Origin of the sequence: Paraliobacillus zengyii, from assembly GCF_003268595.1 — a bacterium.
Taxonomy (GTDB): Bacteria; Bacillota; Bacilli; order Bacillales; family Amphibacillaceae; genus Paraliobacillus_A; species Paraliobacillus_A zengyii.
The window spans coordinates 1,872,496-1,891,495 of record NZ_CP029797.1 but is presented as its reverse complement, the minus strand read 5'-3'; the positions used below and the strand labels follow the sequence as shown (position 1 = coordinate 1,891,495).

Here is a 19,000-nt window from a genome sequence, read left to right as displayed (position 1 = left end):
GCATCCCGACCTTTTCTAGTTTTTCTTTAATCTTTTTTCAACTGCTCTCGCATGACCATCAAGAAATTCTTCTTTGGCAATCGTCATCACGTCTTCTGATGCTTGTTTTAATGCGTTTTCTGAATAGTAGAGGAATGTTGTTTTCTTGATAAAATCATCAACAGATAAGCCAGAAGAGAACCTTGCAGTCCCTGAAGTTGGAAGCACATGATTTGGACCAGCATAATAATCACCAAGGGATTCAGGTGTATAATGACCTAAAAATACAGAACCTGCATTTTTTATTTTGCCTAAATATTCAAGTGGATTATCTAATTGGATTTCTAGATGCTCTGGTGCTAAACGATTCGATAATTGAAATGCTTGATCTAAATTATCAACTAATACTAATCCACTTTTTTCTTTTAAAGAAGCAGATGCGATATCTTTTCTTGGTAAAACGGCACATTGTTTTTCCACTTCTATGTTTGTCTCTTCTAACAAATTTTTAGACGTTGTGAACAAAAATGATCGAGCATTAATATCATGTTCTGATTGTGCGATAAGATCAGCTGCGATATAAACTGGATTTGCTGTATCATCTGCAATAATCGCAACCTCTGATGGTCCAGCAATCATGTCAATCCCTACATCACCATATACGAGTGATTTTGCAGCAGCTACATAAGCATTACCTGGTCCGACAATTTTATCTACAGTAGGTATTGATTCCGTTCCGTATGTCAAAGCAGCAATTGCTTGAATACCACCAATTTTAAAGATTCGATCCACACCTACAATATCAGCCGCAACAGATAAAATTGGTGCGATTTCTTCCCCATCACGTGCAGGAGTCACCATGATAACTTGTTCTACACCTGCCAACACAGCCGGGATAGCATTCATTAGTACAGATGACGGATAACACGCTGTTCCACCTGGTACATAAATACCAACTCGTTCAATAGCTCGATATAATTGACCAGACATTATATCACCATCTACTTGCATAAATTTGGAGGATTGAAGTTGTTTCGAATGAAAGCCCCTAATATTTTCTGCTGCCCTTGTAAGTGCATCAATTGTCTTTTGATCTACTTTATTCCATGCATTTTCACGTTCCTCGTTTGTAACTTCCCACTGCTCTGGTACGGAACGATCAAATTTTTCAACATATTTTTTGAGAGCGTCATCACCATTTGCTCGTATTTCTTCAATGACTTCTTTTGCAACTTGATAAACTTTTTCATCTGTTGCGTTTTCTTCTTTTTTTGATAAAAATTCCGATTCGAATTTGGTTGGCTGATAGATAGGTATCATACCAATTCCTCCTTTTGCTTGAAGGCTTGAATAATTGGAGCAAGTGCCTCTCTTTTAATTTTTAATGAAGAGCGGTTTGCAATGCAACGTGCACTGAATGAAAAGAATTCTTCTTGAACAACTAAGCCATTTTCCTTTAATGTCGTTCCAGTTTCTACTATATCAACAATTCCATCTGCCAACCCTAAAATTGGAGCTAATTCAACAGAACCTTCTAATTTAATGATTTCTACAGATTCACCTTTATTACGAAAATATTCTTTTGTAATCCCAGTATATTTACTTGCGATTTTTTTCTTGTGATCTGGCCAAACTTTACCTTTTTCCGTAGCAACTGCCATTCTACACTGTCCAAATGGTAATGGTAATAAATCAAAAACATCTGGTTGAAATTCTGCTAAAATATCACCACCAACAATGCCTAAATCAGCAATTCCGTGTTCCACATATGTTGTTACATCAGGTCCTTTAGCAAAAATAAATTGAAATTCATCTGTTTCCACACGCAATTTTCGGCCTTTATTAACAAGTGGTTCAATATTATAATCTAGCGATTTAAAAAATGCGAGAAATTGCTCTTCTAATCGACCTTTAGTTAATGCAATACATGGTTTCATTCTTCTATCACCCTAAATTCATTATTATTGTCCGTGATAATTCTTATAATTTTATCATAGTCATGTTCATCCATTAATGTATATTGAATATCTACAATGTAATTTGAGTAAGATGCTCGTAAGCGCTCTGCAAATACATGTGATTCTTCTGATGCTATGATACAGATGCTTTCTCTTTCCGTTACATTGTTTAATTGGTCTGCTAGCACATCAACATCAAATGCTAGACCAACTGCAGAAATTTTTTCATTAAATTGTTCATAAAGCTTATCATAACGACCACCAGAAAAACATGTAGCACCATTCTCTTTTAAATAACCTCTAAACATCGTACCACTGTAATACGGTAAGTTTTTAACGCGGCCTAAATCTACTAATACTTCATCAATACCTAGTCCCTTGAGAACTGTAGCTAGTTGCTTCAAATGATGTAGTATTTTTACTAGTCGTGGGTTACTTGCCCAGATCGTTTCATATTTCTCTATTTCATTAATCGTACCATATGCTTCAATCACTTGTGTAAGTTGATTAGCTATAACTGGATGTCCTTTATCTGTTGCAATTTGATAGACTACATCTCTTCGTTTATCATGCATTGCCTGTCGTAATTGATCTTCCTCTGCTTTGTTTAATTCTAAGGGAGTTGTTAATTCATCAAATATGCCAGTATGGCCTAGTTCAATTAAATAATCCTTTATCTCTAATGCATTTAAATAAGTAACAGCAGTAAATAAACTTTCACTCTCACCTAGAAATGGTGTTGTACGTATAATTTCAATACCCGCTTGTCTGCTTTCTATCCCATCTTTATCATTACGGAACACTGATCCTTGATACGACCATTTTAATTGTTTCGGATGTTGATTGATTAGCGCTCGAGCGATTGCTGTGGTCCAATCAGCGCGGAGTACTTCTATTTCACCTTCGCGATTAAACCATTTCAACATGGCATGTAACTTCATCCCAACATGTTCGTTGGTAAACGTATTTGCATATTCCACAACTGGTGTAGAAATTGCTTTATAATTTCGAGACGTTACAACATCTCGAAATATTTCATACGCTTTTGATCGATTATCTAACTTTTTTCCGATTTCATCTTGGCTTCCAGCTGGTAAAAACATATAAGACACATCCTATTTTCTTTATTGCGTTACCACTTTACTTAAGTAAAGTGTCTGATTATTTATACACTATCACGTGGTTCCTATTCTCGTCAATAAAAAACTTTTCTTTTTTAACTATACTATTTAAGATAGAATTAAGAAAGGGAGGAATGACAAATGCAAGTTACCGGAGATTTTCATGTACATACAAACTTTTGTCCCCATGGTTCTTCGGATCTAATGGAGGAATATGTTTTAAAAGCAATAGAGCAAGATCTCGATTACATATCTTTTACTGAACATGCACCACTTCCGGTTAACTTTACCGATCCAACACCGGCAAATGATAGTGCGATGAAGCTTGACGATGTTAAAAGTTATCTTAAAGAAGGAAATCGTTTAAAACTAAAATATCAAGAAAAAATCACGATTTATATTGGCTTTGAAGTTGATTTTATCGAAGGATATCAGGAAGAAACAGAAAAATTCTTAAATCAATATGGCACATTTATAGATGACGCAATTCTATCTGTCCATATGTTAAAAGCCCCAAATGGTAAATATGTCTGTCTCGACTATAGTGTTGAAGAATTTGCTCGTATTATTGGATTGTTCGGTTCAGTTGAAGCAATTTACAAAAAATATTATCAAACCGTAAAACAAGCTATTACACAAGACATGGGAAGATATAAACCAACACGAATCGGGCACCTAACCTTAATTGAAAAATTTGTGAAGTTATTTCCTACAACAACTTCTTTTGATTATCAAACGGACGAGCTATTATATTTAATCAAGGAAAAAGAATATCAACTTGATTTGAATACAGCAGGTCTTTATAAAGAACATTGTATGCGTATTTATCCAAATCAATCGGTTATAACAAAAGCTAATCAACTATCCATTCCTTTTGTAATAGGTTCAGATAGCCATGTTTCAAGAACAATTGGTAGAGGTTTCGATGCTCTATCAAAAGATATTGTATTATCCATTCCAAATAGATTAGGAAAACGCTAGCTGAACGAACAGCTAGCGTTTTATATATAGGCTAATTTGATCTATTTGTTAATAGAGAGCGAAATAAAGACCAAATCTTATTTGATTTGGTCTTCGTCAAGCATCTTTCTTCACCATTTAACTTGATCAATCGTTCCAACCATAAATTGATCTCTTAATTGTTCTGCTGTTTCTTTCATACCTTCTTGCTCTTCGTTAGTTATGTCTGATTCATTCATTTGTTGTATATCTTTTTGCAATATAATAACACCTCCATATCATATAGTAAGTATACGAAGGTGTTAAGATACTATACATTGGTTATGTTGATTATAAACCATCCATATAAGGCATTTTTTCATCCGTATCGATTACGCCTATAACTTTTTTTATGGTTGTATTTTCACCATCTAACCAGTTTTTAAATGAAAATGGTGTGGGCTTTCGGTTATTACCTAAAGCAAGATAAACGTCCAAATTCTTCTGATCATAAAGTGATGTGTGTAATGTACCAGCTGATTGACTGTATTTTTTAGAAAAAATCTCTTCTTCGATATTATTAAATAACTGAAATGCTTGCTCTTTTCTAATTGAATAAACAGGTTGTTTCTTAAGTATTGCATATCTTCGTCTTGAATCTGCCAAATGATAACGATTTGCTTCTGGTAACATATCGAAATGATTCGTACTAATTTTGCTTTCCTTCACACGAATAGCTTGAGCAGTAGCTTCTATAACATGTGAATTTCCTAATTTATCAGCGATTACATAGTTAAAGGAATGGCGATGTGGAACCTTTTTAATTAAAGAAATTGCTTCTTCGTTAGTAGCACATTGTTCCAATAACATTCTTGTAATAATTGTTGGAATAAAACCATTCCCAGGATTTCTACGATTCACAAAATTATAGCCAACAGTAAGACCCACTTCATTCATTCCATCGGCTCGACCGACTATACGTTGCGACGCGCCAATCGTTGCATATCCTTTTGCTGAAGGAGGTTGATAGATAGCAAAACGACCTTCATATGTTTTAGGATGAAAATCGTAATTTCGAATTAAAAAGTCGGGACCTGTTAAAATAGAACACCCTGATCGTTTCCATTCTTGCTGATAACCACTAAAAAATTCTATTGTTTGCTCTATTGTAAAACCAATTGCTGCGGATATTCCTTTTAATTCATTCAATAATGCAGGAAATAAAGCAGCTAACCAGTCCGTTGCTTCTTCTGTATTAACGGCAAAACGCGGTCTTTTTGTTCGAGTATGTTGTTGTTGGTATATTTTAAAAAGGGGTGACCCAAGAAGCCATTTACCTTGTTCATAGCCAAATGCTTCGTGGTCACCTCTAAACTGAATTATATCTGCGTAGTATTTTCTCATAAGTTTATTTTCCTTCGTATTACTTATCTAATTGTTGATAGCTTCCACTAAAATACAATAAAGGATTCCCATCAGCTATTTTTAGATCATTGACTTTTGCGATGAAAATCATGTGGTCACCAGCTTCAACAGCGGATTCTTTTTCACAAGATAGTTGAACTAATGCATTATTTAATACAGGAGTTCCTGCTAGATCTGTAAATTTAACTGGTTGGTCTACTTCTTTTTGATTTGCATAAATCATTGATTCTTCCTTTTGATTTTCACTTAAAACACTAATACCGAATGTATTTGCCTCTTGTAAAATGTCATACATTGATGCCGTTTTATCAATAGAAATTGCTATTAATGTTGGATCTAATGATAATGACATGAAAGAATTAACCGTTATGCCTTTTACTTCATTTTGGTAATTTGTTGATACTACTGTAATACCAGTAGCAAATTTCCCCATTGCATCCCGAAATAATCGTTTCTCCATTTTTAAAACCCCTTTATCTCTATACTAACTGTTAAAATCATACCATTTCTTATCTTGAATAAAAACTAAATTGCCTAATAAGTATAAAAAAGCAAAACAACAGTTATTTCACGTTGTTTTGCTTCTGAAAAAATAGATTAAATTCGCTTCTAACTTTAAATCATATCTGATTAATCAGTTGAATCATCTGCTTCAAACACTTTTACATAATTGGCTTGTTTCCACACGTCAACAATTTCACCTTCTATATCCGTGTCAATTACAAATGAACCATTGCTATATCGGTCACTTGTACTTAATTCCATTGGATATAATGGATGTTTCACACCAGAATTGGTCATGAATTGTACAGAATCTTCTTTGGTCGTACAAACAAATCCTACGATGCGGTGCGGCTTTTTCTTTAATTCGCGTAACATACTTTGACCGCGTTTAGCGCGTGACGACAATTCAAAATCATTTAAAGTCATTCGTTTTGCAGCACCTCTTTGGGTAATTACTACTATATTAATGCCTGTCTTAGATTGACCAAGTACAACGCCATTGACTACTTTTTCCTCCTGTTTAAGCTGGATAGCTTTTACTCCTGCAGCTCTTTGTCCGACTGGCGTTACCTCTGATTCAGGGTACCATAATCCAAGTCCACGATCAGTAGCAATAAATACCTCGTCATTTCCCGTGGTTAATGCAACATTAACCACTTCGTCATCACCTTTTAAATTAATTGCTACCAAGGCTTTTGAATAACGTTGTGCCTCATATAAACTCAATTCACTACGTTTAATCATGCCGTTTTTGGTGAAGAAAACTAAATAACTTTCTTCAGTAAACTGTCTAATTGGTATGACTCTTATTATATTTTCACCTTTATCAATAGCTGCGACATTTGAGATATGTTGGCCAAGGTCTTTCCATCTTATATCTGGTAGTTTGTGAACTGGCGCATAAATATACCTTCCTTTATTAGTGAAAAGTAAGACAGTATCTGTTGTGTTCACCTCTAATAGACCTACCAAGTGATCTTCATCTTTAATTGCCAAGTCTTTCCCATTTGAAGCAGCATAGGAACGTAAGCTTGTTCGTTTTAAATAACCGTCTCTTGTAACGGAAACTAATACATCTTCACTTGCAACCATTACTTCTAAATTAATCTTTAACTCTTCAATCTTATTTTCAATCTTTGTCATGCGTGGTGTTGCATATTTCTTTTTAATTTGTTTTAAATCATTTTTAATAACAGAAAATAATTTCTTTTCATCTCCTAAAATTGCTTCTAGTTCTTCAATTTTAGCACGCAATACTGCAGCTTCTTCTTCTAAAGACGTGATATCAGTGTTTGTTAAACGATATAATTGTAAGTTTACAATTGCTTCTGCTTGCTCATTAGAAAAGCCGTATGCATCCTGAATCCGTCTTTTAGCATCTTGTTTGTCATTTGAAGCTCGAATCGTAGTAATTAATTCATCGAGAATGGAGATGGCTTTAATTAAACCTTCTACAATATGTGCCCGTTCTTTTGCTTTTCTTAAATCATATGTGGATTGTCTAGTTACAACCTCTTTTTGATGCGCAATATACGCGTCAAGTAATTCTGTAAGACTTAATAACATTGGCGTTTTATCTTTTATTGCAACCATATTAAGATGATACGTAATTTGTAAATCAGTACTCTTATATAAAAAATGTAAAATTCCTTCGCTATCAGCATCTTTCTTCAGTTCAATTACGATTCGAAGCCCCGTTCGGTCTGTCTCATCACGAACTTCTGCTATACCTTCTACTTTTCGATCAAGTCGTAATTCATCCATTCGTTTTACGAGTACTGCTTTGTTTACCTCATAAGGTATCTCATCTATAACGATTTGCTCTCTATTTCCACGTAAAGGTTCAACTTTTGCTCTACCTCTAACCATGATCTTACCTTTACCTGTTTCATATGCAGATTTTAGACCTTCTACCCCTTGAATAATACCACCTGTGGGAAAGTCAGGTCCTTTCATAATTTTCATTATTTGCTCTATTGTAATGTTTGGATTTTCAATTTTCTTAATAACTGCATCAATTACTTCATCTAGATTATGTGGTGGCATATCTGTTGCATAACCAGCTGATATCCCAGTAGAACCATTGACTAATAGGTTAGGAAACCGTGCTGGTAATACAACAGGTTCATCAATTGTATCATCAAAGTTCGGAATATAATCCACGGTTTCTTTATCTATATCACGTAATAACTCAGAACTAATACTTGATAGTCTTGCTTCGGTATAACGCATAGCGGCTGGTGGATCACCATCGACACTACCGTTGTTACCATGCATTTCTACTAATACGTTTCTAACCTTCCAAGTTTGACTTAATCTAACCATTGCTTCATAAACGGAACTATCGCCATGTGGATGATAATTACCAATTACGTTACCGACTGTTTTTGCCGCTTTCCGGAAAGCTTTATCAAACGTATTCTTCTCTTCATGCATAGCAAACAAAATTCGTCGTTGAACTGGTTTTAAACCATCTCGTGCATCTGGTAATGCACGATCTTGAATAATATATTTACTATATCGACCAAAACGGTCTCCAATCACATCTTCTAATGGTAAATCAAGAAATTTCTCTGTTGAAGCCAAAAAGCTTACCCCCTACTAGGAATGAATATTTTCATTATCCATTATATTTGAATCTTCTTCTAAACCGAATGCAACATTGGTTTCAATCCATTTACGTCTAGGTGCGACTTTATCACCCATTAACGTGGTTACACGACGTTCTGCACGTGCTAAGTCATCAATTGTTACACGAATTAGCGTTCTTGTGTCTGGACGCATTGTCGTTTCCCATAGTTGATCTGCATTCATCTCACCTAAACCTTTATAGCGTTGTAGTAAATAACCGGTTTTCAACTCTTTTATTACTTTTTTCATTTCATCTTCGTTCCAAGCATAATGAACCACTTCTTTCTTACCTTTACCTTTAGAAACTTTATATAGCGGTGGCAAAGCTATAAATACTTTTCCAGATTCGATTAAAGGTCGCATATATCGATAAAAGAATGTAAGTAGTAATACTTGAATATGTGCACCATCTGTATCTGCATCGGTCATGATTACAATTTTATTGTACTGTACATCATCTATATTAAAATCGCCACCTACACCAGCACCTATTGTATGAATAATGGTTGAAATTTCTTCATTTTTCAGTACGTCTGCAAGTTTTGCTTTTTCAGTATTAATTACTTTTCCACGAAGAGGCAGAACAGCTTGGAATCTTCGGTCTCTTCCTTGTTTAGCGGATCCACCAGCTGAATCACCCTCTACGAGATACAGTTCATTCTTTTCTGCATTTTTAGATTGTGCTGGTGTTAACTTACCGCTTAGTAATGAATCTCTTCGTTTCTTTTTCTTACCACTACGTGCATCTTCCCTAGCTTTGCGCGCTGCTTCGCGAGCCTCTTTTGCTCGGACAGCTTTTTTAAGTAACATTAGCGCTATATCAGGGTTTTCCTCCATAAAATAAGAAATATTCTCAGATACAACTGCATCTACTGCAGATCTAGCTTCTGATGTTCCTAGTTTGCCTTTTGTTTGTCCTTCAAATTGTAATTTGGCTTCTTGGATCCGAACCGAAATTATCGCAGTAAAGCCTTCTCTTATATCGTTTCCTTCTAAATTTTTATCTTTTTCTTTTAGCAAGTTTGTCTTTCTTGCATATTCATTAAATACGCGTGTAACACCTGATCTAGCACCTGATTCGTGTGTTCCACCATCTTTTGTTCTTACGTTATTAACAAATGAGAGCATACTTTCAGCGTAACCATCATTGAATTGAAAAGCAAAATCTACTTCCATATCTTGGTTCTCACCTTCGAATGATACAACCGGATGTAAAACATCTTTTTCTTCATTTAGATATTCTACAAATGATTTTAATCCATCTGGATAGCAGTAAGATTCAATTTTTTCACTTCGCTCATCATGAAGAACTATTTCCAAACCTTTTAACAAAAAGGCTGATTCTCTTAATCGTTCTGCCAACATTTCCTGTTGATATGTTGTCGATGAAAAAATAGATTTATCAGGTTTAAAGTGAATTAATGTTCCCGTTTTTTTCGTCTTCCCTTGGTTTTGTAAAGGCTTTGTGGGTATACCGCCATTATTAAATTCTTGTTTATATGTTTGCCCATCACGATAAATGGTAACAGTTAAACGTTCTGATAAAGCATTAACCACCGATGCACCTACACCGTGCAATCCTCCAGATGTTTTATAACCACCTTGACCAAACTTACCACCTGCATGTAGGACTGTTAATATAACTTCTGGTGTTGGTCGTCCACTTCGATGTGTTCCCGTCGGCATTCCACGACCTTCATCCAATACAGAAATGCTATTATCCTTATGTATCGTAACCATTATTTTGTTACCGAAACCAGCTAATGCCTCATCTACAGCATTGTCTACTATTTCAAATACAAGGTGGTGTAACCCTCTTGCATCCGTACTACCAATATACATCCCTGGGCGTTTTCGAACAGCTTCTAGTCCCTCTAATACTTGAATCGAATCATCTGAATAAGAGGTTGTTTGTTTACTCACTTTTATTAAGCCCCTTTCTCTTACATTCCTAACTAATTTGTTTATAACATATACACTAACACAAATGAATAATACATCTATTATCTTAGAACAGACGTTTGTTTATGTAAAGCTTATTTCTCCTAGTATAGCATTGATTATATAATGTAAATCTAGTTTTTTTTAAAATCAATTGATTTTTTTATCAAAAAGCAGAAAAAAATCTCTGCCGAAACAGAGATTTTTTTCATATTATTTACCAATTGTGATGGCATGCGCAACTTTTATACACATATCCATAATAACTGTAAAACCTTTACTTGATAAGTCTTCATAAGCGGCTTGATCGAAGACACCTTGCTGTGCCCAGAAAACTTTTGCATCTGTTTTTACCGCTTGATCTGCTACATCTTTTAAAAATATAGATCTTCTAAATACATTAATAACATCAAATGGTTCAGGTACATCAGCTAAAGAAGGATAAGCTTTTTCACCTAGTGATTCTTCAATAGTTGGATTAACCGGAATAATACGATAGCCATTTGCTTGCATGGCCTTTGATACCTGATATGATGTTCTCTCTGGGTTGTCTGATAATCCAACTACTGCAATTGTCTTTGTATTCTCTAAAATGTCTTTCATCGTTTCTTTATCAGCCTGCTTATAATCCATTTTTCCACTCACTTTCTTCACTGTTTTTACTCTGCTAATAAGCCTTCAGCTACTAAATACTCTCTAGCGACTGTAACCGGTGCTTTATCTTCAAAGTCAACTTGATAGTTCATTTCTCTCATTTCTTCATCTGTTATCTTGCCCGCTAATTGATTCAATATTTCTTCAAGTTCCGGATACTGTTCTAAAGTCTCTTGTCGCATTAAAGGCGCGCCTTGATAAGGCGGGAATAAATTCTCTGTATCTTCTAGAGATCCAAGATTTAATTCTACCATATAGGATGATGTAGAATAAGCGTCTATTATATCTACTTCATCATTTTGTATTGCTTCTTGTCGTACTCCAGGTTCCATTGTTTTCACTTCACCAAATTCGATATCATAGACATCTTGAATTCCAACATAACCATCCTCACGGTCGTTAAATTCCAAAGTGAAACCTGCTGTTATTTCATCATCCATTGAACGAAGATCTGCAATGGTTGATAAATTATTTTCATCTAAGAAAGATTGCTTAGCTGATAATGTGTATGTGTTATTGAATGCCATTGGTTCTAAATAAGCCATATTATATGTTGAAAGCATACCTTCTTTTGCCTGTTCATATACTTCTTCGGCATCGTTACTAACTGCTTGCTCTTCTAAATGCGTTACAATCGACGTTCCAGTGAACTCTGGATAAATATCGATGCTTCCCTCTTGTAATGCACTAAAAACAAATGTCGTTTTACCTAGTCCTGTTTCTAGTTCAACATCTAAATCTGTTTGGTCTTCGATTAATAACTCGTACATATTAATTAAGATGGATGGTTCAGAACCAAGCTTTCCACCTAATACTAAATCTGGTTCTTGATCTTGATTTATAATCCAAGGTACAAAAACTAATGCCAATGCAAGCACGACCATTATAATTATTGATGTGAATGCTGATTTTTTTGATATTTTTTCAAACAGTCGTAATACTAAATCTAAAATAATTGCTAGTAATGCAGCTGGGATAGCACCTAAGATAATTAGGTTTATATCTCCACCACGATCAATCCCTAGTAGAATCAGTTCACCGAGCCCGCCGGCACCAATTAATGCTGCTATTGTAGTTGTTCCGACGATTAAGACCATTGATGTGCGAATACCTGCCATAATGACGGGCATTGCAATTGGTAATTCCACTTTCATTAAGCGTCTATATGAGCTCATACCCATACCTGTAGCTGCTTCATTTAAAGCAGGATCAACTTCTTTTATTCCCGTATATGTATTACGTAAAATAGGTAGTAACCCATATACAATGAGTGCTACGATAGCAGGGGTTTGTCCAATACCTAGGAAAGGAATTAAAAATGCTAGGATTGCTAAACTAGGGATTGTTTGTAATACTGCTGTTACACCTATAATTGGCTCAGCAATTTTTTGCTTGCGTGTTAATAATAAACCTAAGGGAACTGCAACTAAAATGGCGATTAATAAAGATACGATCGATAACTGAAGATGTTCAAGAATTAATTCGAACACCATTCCCTTTCTGTCCTGAAATACGTCAAAAAAGTTATCCATTACTTAATCACCCCTTTTTCCATTTTTACTTGTTCACGTAAAAAGCGAAAAATGTCTTGATAGGTTATTGTTCCAATAACTTCATTTTCTTTTACAACTTGAATCGCTGTTCTCTCAGATTCCTCAAACAGTTTAACTGCATCTATCACTTGTTGGTCGTGTCTAATTGAAACAAGTCCTTCAGTTTGTACAGTGGATTGATCAGATAGCGATTTAATCGTTTGGATAACCGTATCCATCATTTCTTGCCATGGCGATCTTTTATCACCAATAAATTCTTTAGCAAAGTCATTTGCTGGATGTAGAATTAGATCTTTAGGCGTACCAATTTGAATAATTTTACCATCTTTCATTAAACAAATTCGGTCAGAAATAGCTAATGCTTCATCCATGTCATGTGTTACAAATACAATTGTTTTTTTAATTTTTTGTTGTAATGATTGAATATCTAATTGCAATTGTTCACGACTAATTGGGTCTAAAGCACTAAACGGTTCATCCATTAAAATAATATCTGGATCCGCAGCTAGTGCACGTACAACACCTATTCGTTGTTGTTGTCCACCTGATAATTCAGAAGGCATTCGATTCATAAATTGCTTTGGATCTAAACCGACCATATTTAGAAGTTCTTCGGTTCGTAATAAAATACTGTCTTTTTTCCACTTTTTCATTTCTGGAACTATTGCAATATTTTCTGCTATAGTTAAGTGAGGAAATAGTGCAATTTGTTGTATTACATAACCAGTATTCCATCTTAACTGGTGTAAATCATATGTAGTAATATCCTTGCCTGCTATTTTTATCGTACCTTCTGTTTCATTTACCAAACGGTTAATCATCTTCAAAGTGGTTGTTTTCCCACAGCCACTTGGTCCTATTAATGTTAATAATTCTCCTTCTTTAATAGATAGCGAGAAGTCTTTTACGGCTTCTGTTCCATCAGGGAATCTTTTTGTAACCTGATCAAATTCAATCATACGTGCACCTCCATATTATTATATAGTCAATTCCCATTTTTTTGATAAACCAAACATTTTTAATAAAGTTACATGAATATGCATTTAAATAGTTGTACAAGGATACATGAATTCGTGTTAAAATAACGATACTGTATATAGATTGATTGGAAAAGGAGTAGTATTATGACTTATATATTAATGGCAATATTAGCTTATCTCATAGGCTCTGTTCCATTCGGACTATTAGTTGGCAAAATTGGCTACAAGACCGATATACGTGAACATGGAAGTGGGAATTTAGGTGGAACAAATACATTCCGCGTATTAGGTAAAAAGGCTGGCATTATCGTGACACTTGGGGATATTTTTAAAGGAACAATTGCTACTTTATTACCAATTATTTTTAATTTGACCGAAATTAGTCCTCTTATAATCGGTGTTTTTGCGGTAATTGGACATATGTATCCTGTTTTCGCTAGATTTAGAGGAGGCAAAGCTGTTGCTACCTCTGGAGGCATGTTATTAGGACTTAGTCCATTATTATTCGGTATTATATTACTATCTTTTATTCTTACATTGTACATAAGTAAGTACGTATCATTATCATCTATGATAACAGGGCTAATTTCTATTACGGCTTCTATTTTTATAGAAGATTATGGTTTAGTAATCGTAACAAGTATTTTAACTGTTTTTATATTTTATCGACATCGAGCAAATATCAAGCGAATTCTTAATAAAACAGAGCCTAAAATTAGTTGGATGTAAACAAAATGGTCTATATTTCAGTTGAAATATAGACCATTTTGTCAAATTATGTACGTTCAAGTCAAAAAAATTGAACTTTAATATGTTGTTCAGTATACTTTGAAATATCTAAATAAGAGTATGAAAGGGGGCATCATTATGGATGCACAAAAACACCATAAAAAAGTTTTACCAAATAAGTTAGAAAGACATACATTATTTGGATCCGTTAAACCTGGAGCCAAAACTAAACCGATAGATAAAGATCTGATGTCTGATCTTCAAAATACACAAAGTGATTTTCTGTTTGATTTAGATGCTGTAGGGATCGCTAATGTAAAACATCCGATCCAAATAACTAGTAAAATGGAGCCTGCTTTACAAACAACTATTGGAACCTTCACTTTTTCTTCTAGTATCACAAAAGATAGTAAAGGTACAAACATGAGTCGTTTTACACAACAATTACAAGAATATCATGCAGATGGCTCATTCACCTTGTCGCTTACTAATTTGAAAAAATTTGCCGAAGAATTAGCTACACGATTAAAACAACGGGATGCATTTATAGAAGTAACTTTCCCTTGGTTTTTTGAAAGAAAAGGACCTTCTTCCGATTTTTCGGGACTTAACCATGCAGATGCTACGATCCGTATACAGTACGACACTGAATTAGGTTATGATATAACGGTAGGATTGACTGGTACCATTACAACTTTATGCCCTTGTTCCAAAGAAATCAGTGAATACAGTGCTCATAATCAACGTGGAAAAATCACGATGGAAGTTGAATTAACGGAAGATTTTGATGAAGAGGAAGTAGATTGGAAATACGCTTTATTAGAAGCAGCTGAAAGTAATGCAAGCGCTCGTATCCACCCCGTTTTAAAACGGCCAGATGAAAAGATGGTAACCGAGCAAGCTTATGAAAATCCACGATTTGTTGAAGATATGGTTCGTTTAGTAGCTGCTGATCTGTATGAATATGCATTTGTTCAAGCATTTTACGTTGGTTGTCGAAATGAAGAATCAATTCATTTACACGATGCAATTGCTTCTGTTACTTATGATAAATATGCCGAACAATAAAGAAGGGCTAAGATGAAGTACCTTTTTCTAGGAATCATTCGTATTTATCAAAAAATTATAAGTCCTATCAAACCACCAAGTTGCCGCTTCTATCCTACCTGTTCACAATATGGTATGGAAGCAATTAGAAGATTTGGTGCATTAAAAGGTGGATATTTAACGGTTAAACGGATAATAAAATGTCAGCCATTTCATTCAGGTGGTTTTGACCCAGTTCCCGAAAAACGCCAAAAACGCGAATCTAGATGAGATTCGCGTTTTTTAATCTGTTTTCTAAAAGGTTGTTATTTCCAACTAAATTACTATAGACTCCGATTAAATAAAATGTACTTGCTTTCTGTGGACACCAGTCTTAGTTTGCAAAAAAATTATAAGTTAAAATGTTCTATTTGTTTCCACTGTTCTTCTTTTGTTAGTATTTCTTTTTGTTTCATCCCAAATAAATCAAAATGTGGATGTATAGGGTCATTATGAATCCAGCTTGCCTCTAAACCGTACTTTTTGCCCCACTTGATTAAACTTTCTATGTTATTACACCCAACTTTTGTTACGGTATTACAACCAGGAAATCTATCATCTAACCAATAATGTGTTAAAAATGCAATATTTCCTTGCTCGACATTCGTTTTCCATTCCATCAATTCTTTCCGTTTAATTCCAAAAGCCATCCTTATTCATCACCCATCGCTTTTTGGTAAGCAAGATGCCATTCTGGAAATTTCTTACGCAAGGAAACGGGACGAAAGTTTTCTTTTTTTACTATTACGTGCTTTGTCGAACCTGTAACGGCAATGTTACCTTCCTGATTTACAACGTTATAGCCATATGTTGTCCGTAAACCATCATAAGCTTCTACCCATGTTTCTACATAGGCAGGTTGACCGTAGCGAATTGGTTGTTTGAAATATATATGCGCATCTACGACTGGAGAAACAATGCCGTTCTCTTCCATATCAAAGTAACGAAAACCTAATTCTTCTATAAATGCTGTCCTACCTATTTCAAACCAAATGAGGTAATTCGCATGATACACAACCCCCATTTGATCTGTTTCTTGATAGCGTACTTTAATTGGTGTTCTCACCTTCATATATAATTAAACCCCCTTGACCGTTTGCCATGCTTTTTCAAAATCCTCTTGTTTTAGCAATAATAGTGTATCCGTTGAGTATTTTTCGTCTGCAATACGTAATGATTGAAATTGAATTGCCTCATCAACTAAATTAACGACAAAACGTGCGTTACCTTTAATTGAATGTGCTTGATATTGTTTTTGAATATAGGTTTTAGCGTATTTATCAAGTTGATATTGATAGCGAGCTACATGATAGTCTGTGATTTCAACCAGTTCTTTCCCATTATAATCAAGAAACTTAAAATATTTTTTAAATCGAGATGATAATCCTGGATTACTATTAATAAATTGTTTCATTTCATTCTCATATCCAGCTAAAATAACAACCAAATTTTCATTGTGTTTTGTCATTTCATCTACTAACGTATCAATAGCTTCTTTACCAAAATCGTTTTCTCCACGAAATAAAGCATAGGCTTCATCAATAAACAACACGCCGCCAAGCGCTTCTCTTATCTTTTGTTTTGTCTTGATTGCAGTTTGACCAACATATCCAGCCACAAGATCACTTCTAGATGCTAATACGAAATGTCCTCTTTTTAATAAACCACATTCTTTCAGTAATTGTGAATAAATCTTTGCAACTGTTGTCTTACCCGTCCCTGGATTACCAGAAAAGACTGCATGCAATTGAATTGGCACAGCTGGATATCCTAGTTTCTTTCGTTTTTGTTGTGCAGTAACAAATGATGAAAGTTTTTTTACTTCTTCTTTGATATTTGTTAATCCAATTAAATTATCTAATTGCTTCATCGGTTCATTTTTTAATCTTTCATTATCTTCCATAATATCTAAATCACTAACATCGATACGCATGTGTTCTAACCAATTATCTGACGAATTAATTGTTTTAGTAGCACCTTTTTTAAAGATAGCTTTTAATACAAGGTCCCTTACCGTTCGTGCATTACCAAAAGTATCATCCACTTTCGCTCGATCAATGACACTTTCGAAGCGATTTAAGGCTTCTTCCGTAAAAAAGTAATCATTACTTAATGCAGTATTTTGAGCTATTTGTACTAACTCAACCATTTTAAAATCAGGTAATGAAACAACGTTTTGTTCAGGAAAACGGCTACGTAGTCCAGTATTCGACCATAAAAACTGACGCATTTCTTCTGGATAACCAGCTAAAATAACGGCAAACTTATTCGCGTATTCTTTACCAGTCATAGCGGAAACAAGTGTATCAATAACAGCTTGTCCATAATCACTACCGCTTTGTTCGGGACGTTTTAAACTATAAGCTTCATCAATAAAAAGGATTCCACCAAGGGATTGTTTAATATATGACATTGTATTTTCTTCACTTTGACCAACATATGAGCCAACTAAATGCGATCGATTTACTTCTGTTACTTCTTTGGTATCTAATAAACCTAACTCATGATAGATTTCTGCTAAGAGACGAGCAATTGTCGTTTTACCAGTCCCAGGGTTACCTGTCATTACCATATGTAAACCAGGTTCATCAATCATGTGAAAGCCCATATGTTTACGTTCTTTTTGATATTTAAGGTAATGATAATATTGCGAAATATATTTTTTTACATCGTCTAAACCAACCATTTCATCCAATTTTTCTAATGGACTTTTTTCATTAGATGCACGTAATACATCAGGAAATGCACGATAAAAGTCCTTTTTCAGACCGACTAATTCTTTGATGTAATCATTTAGGCGCTGTACTGGAATACCTGATCGTTTATTCTCTAATGAAGCAATGCTATCTTCTACTATCTCTATAAAATCACTTATCGTCTTCTCTATACGTTTATAAATCGAAACGATTTCAGGTTGTGTTTCATTTGGTTCCCTTTTTGTAATCGCATTTTTTTTCAATTGTTGTAATTGTATCAGCCATTCATTTAATTTTTTTAAATTAACTGGATCGAAATCTGTCTCTCTAATCGACCATGTAGCTACTTCAAGTTTTTCTAATTCATTATAAAAATGAAAATACGTTTTTATATCACGCAATGATTGATATACAGTTACTGTATCATCATATGACGCTGCTTTATCTAGTAATAAATCAATTAAATAGTCTGAGTTTTCAAGACGTTTTAATCGATGAAAAGCCAACATACTATAGAGAACAGCGATCGCCTGCTTTGAATAATCTCTTTCATTTGACTCCAATTGATCTAACATACGTAATGTGTCAACTTCAGTAAGTGGAACTTCTGTTTCTAACGTATCCCACTTTATAATCTCTGCTTCCGTAATTGTGTTTCTCAAAAAATAACCGCTCCCTTCACTTACAACTACATTTTATCATAACTATCTGTTTATGTTGACTCGAAAGATTTTAAACACTAGGTATGAGTTTTTTTATGATAGCATCTTAATCGGGCCCTATATTTAATTTTATTTTACAGAG

The 19,000-nt window shown here is 34.5% G+C and carries 18 protein-coding genes; 4 read left to right on the top strand and 14 right to left on the bottom strand.

Features of this window, described 5'->3' with window-relative positions; translation table 11 throughout:
* Positions 1-15 precede the first annotated feature (15 nt).
* From hisD to DM447_RS09540, 3 genes are read right to left on the bottom strand one after another with little or no spacing between them, the layout of a single operon-like run.
* Positions 16-1,299 (bottom strand): histidinol dehydrogenase, encoded by a 1,284-nt coding sequence (hisD, locus tag DM447_RS09550; protein WP_112181007.1) that lies wholly within the window; start codon positions 1,297-1,299, stop codon positions 16-18.
* Positions 1,296-1,916 (bottom strand): ATP phosphoribosyltransferase, encoded by a 621-nt coding sequence (gene hisG / locus DM447_RS09545; RefSeq protein WP_112181006.1) that lies wholly within the window; start codon positions 1,914-1,916, stop codon positions 1,296-1,298. The genes hisD and hisG overlap by 4 nt, the downstream gene beginning before the upstream one ends.
* Positions 1,913-3,040, bottom strand: a complete 1,128-nt coding sequence (locus tag DM447_RS09540) for an ATP phosphoribosyltransferase regulatory subunit (RefSeq protein ID WP_112181005.1) — start codon at positions 3,038-3,040, stop codon at positions 1,913-1,915. Before DM447_RS09540 ends, hisG begins: the two co-directional genes overlap by 4 nt.
* 159 nt (positions 3,041-3,199) lie before the next feature.
* Here DM447_RS09540 and hisJ point away from each other — a divergent pair, with 159 nt between their 5' ends.
* Entirely contained in the window at positions 3,200-4,039 is an 840-nt protein-coding gene (gene hisJ, locus DM447_RS09535; RefSeq protein WP_112181004.1) for a histidinol-phosphatase HisJ, read from the top strand.
* A gap of 110 nt (positions 4,040-4,149) precedes the next feature.
* Here hisJ and DM447_RS18665 read toward each other — a convergent pair whose 3' ends face one another.
* The 8 genes from DM447_RS18665 to DM447_RS09500 form a co-directional block, all read right to left on the bottom strand.
* The gene (locus tag DM447_RS18665; protein WP_255421347.1) at positions 4,150-4,278 is read right to left on the bottom strand and encodes a hypothetical protein; all 129 of its coding nucleotides are present in this window, start codon (positions 4,276-4,278) and stop codon (positions 4,150-4,152) included.
* Between the two features lie 70 nt (positions 4,279-4,348).
* A complete protein-coding gene (locus DM447_RS09530) occupies positions 4,349-5,401 on the bottom strand; it encodes a C45 family autoproteolytic acyltransferase/hydrolase (protein WP_112181003.1) in 1,053 nt (350 codons plus the stop codon).
* Positions 5,402-5,420: 19 nt separating this feature from the next.
* Positions 5,421-5,882, bottom strand: a complete 462-nt coding sequence (locus DM447_RS09525; RefSeq protein ID WP_112181002.1) for a flavin reductase family protein — start codon at positions 5,880-5,882, stop codon at positions 5,421-5,423.
* A 170-nt stretch (positions 5,883-6,052) separates the two neighbouring features.
* A complete protein-coding gene (gene parC / locus DM447_RS09520) occupies positions 6,053-8,512 on the bottom strand; it encodes a DNA topoisomerase IV subunit A (protein ID WP_112181001.1) in 2,460 nt (819 codons plus the stop codon).
* Between the two features lie 15 nt (positions 8,513-8,527).
* The gene (gene parE / locus DM447_RS09515) at positions 8,528-10,480 is read right to left on the bottom strand and encodes a DNA topoisomerase IV subunit B (protein ID WP_112181000.1); all 1,953 of its coding nucleotides are present in this window, start codon (positions 10,478-10,480) and stop codon (positions 8,528-8,530) included.
* A 231-nt stretch (positions 10,481-10,711) separates the two neighbouring features.
* Complete coding sequence (locus DM447_RS09510; RefSeq protein WP_112182711.1) at positions 10,712-11,131, bottom strand: CoA-binding protein; 420 nt, start codon at positions 11,129-11,131, stop codon at positions 10,712-10,714.
* Positions 11,132-11,157: 26 nt separating this feature from the next.
* Positions 11,158-12,684, bottom strand: coding sequence for an ABC transporter permease/substrate-binding protein (locus DM447_RS09505; protein WP_112180999.1), 1,527 nt, complete (start codon positions 12,682-12,684; stop codon positions 11,158-11,160).
* Entirely contained in the window at positions 12,684-13,664 is a 981-nt protein-coding gene (locus DM447_RS09500; protein ID WP_112180998.1) for an ABC transporter ATP-binding protein, read from the bottom strand. Before DM447_RS09500 ends, DM447_RS09505 begins: the two co-directional genes overlap by 1 nt.
* A gap of 165 nt (positions 13,665-13,829) precedes the next feature.
* Between DM447_RS09500 and plsY the strand changes: the two genes are divergently transcribed.
* The 3 genes from plsY (at position 13,830) to yidD (ending at position 15,731) form a co-directional block, all read left to right on the top strand.
* On the top strand, positions 13,830-14,414 hold the full coding sequence (gene plsY / locus DM447_RS09495) for a glycerol-3-phosphate 1-O-acyltransferase PlsY (RefSeq protein WP_112180997.1): 585 nt from the start codon (positions 13,830-13,832) through the stop codon (positions 14,412-14,414).
* Between the two features lie 138 nt (positions 14,415-14,552).
* The gene (gene folE2 / locus DM447_RS09490; protein ID WP_112180996.1) at positions 14,553-15,482 is read left to right on the top strand and encodes a GTP cyclohydrolase FolE2; all 930 of its coding nucleotides are present in this window, start codon (positions 14,553-14,555) and stop codon (positions 15,480-15,482) included.
* 12 nt (positions 15,483-15,494) lie between these two features.
* On the top strand, positions 15,495-15,731 hold the full coding sequence (gene yidD, locus DM447_RS09485; protein WP_112180995.1) for a membrane protein insertion efficiency factor YidD: 237 nt from the start codon (positions 15,495-15,497) through the stop codon (positions 15,729-15,731).
* Positions 15,732-15,850: 119 nt separating this feature from the next.
* On the opposite strand, the gene DM447_RS09480 is transcribed toward yidD, so the two are convergent.
* Genes DM447_RS09480 through DM447_RS09470 form a run of 3 tightly spaced genes read right to left on the bottom strand, consistent with a single transcriptional unit; the run spans position 15,851 to position 18,858 of the window.
* Entirely contained in the window at positions 15,851-16,150 is a 300-nt protein-coding gene (locus DM447_RS09480; RefSeq protein WP_112180994.1) for a hypothetical protein, read from the bottom strand.
* A 2-nt stretch (positions 16,151-16,152) separates the two neighbouring features.
* Positions 16,153-16,572, bottom strand: a complete 420-nt coding sequence (locus tag DM447_RS09475; protein ID WP_112180993.1) for an acyl-CoA thioesterase — start codon at positions 16,570-16,572, stop codon at positions 16,153-16,155.
* Between the two features lie 6 nt (positions 16,573-16,578).
* Entirely contained in the window at positions 16,579-18,858 is a 2,280-nt protein-coding gene (locus DM447_RS09470) for an AAA family ATPase (protein ID WP_112180992.1), read from the bottom strand.
* Positions 18,859-19,000 lie beyond the last annotated feature (142 nt).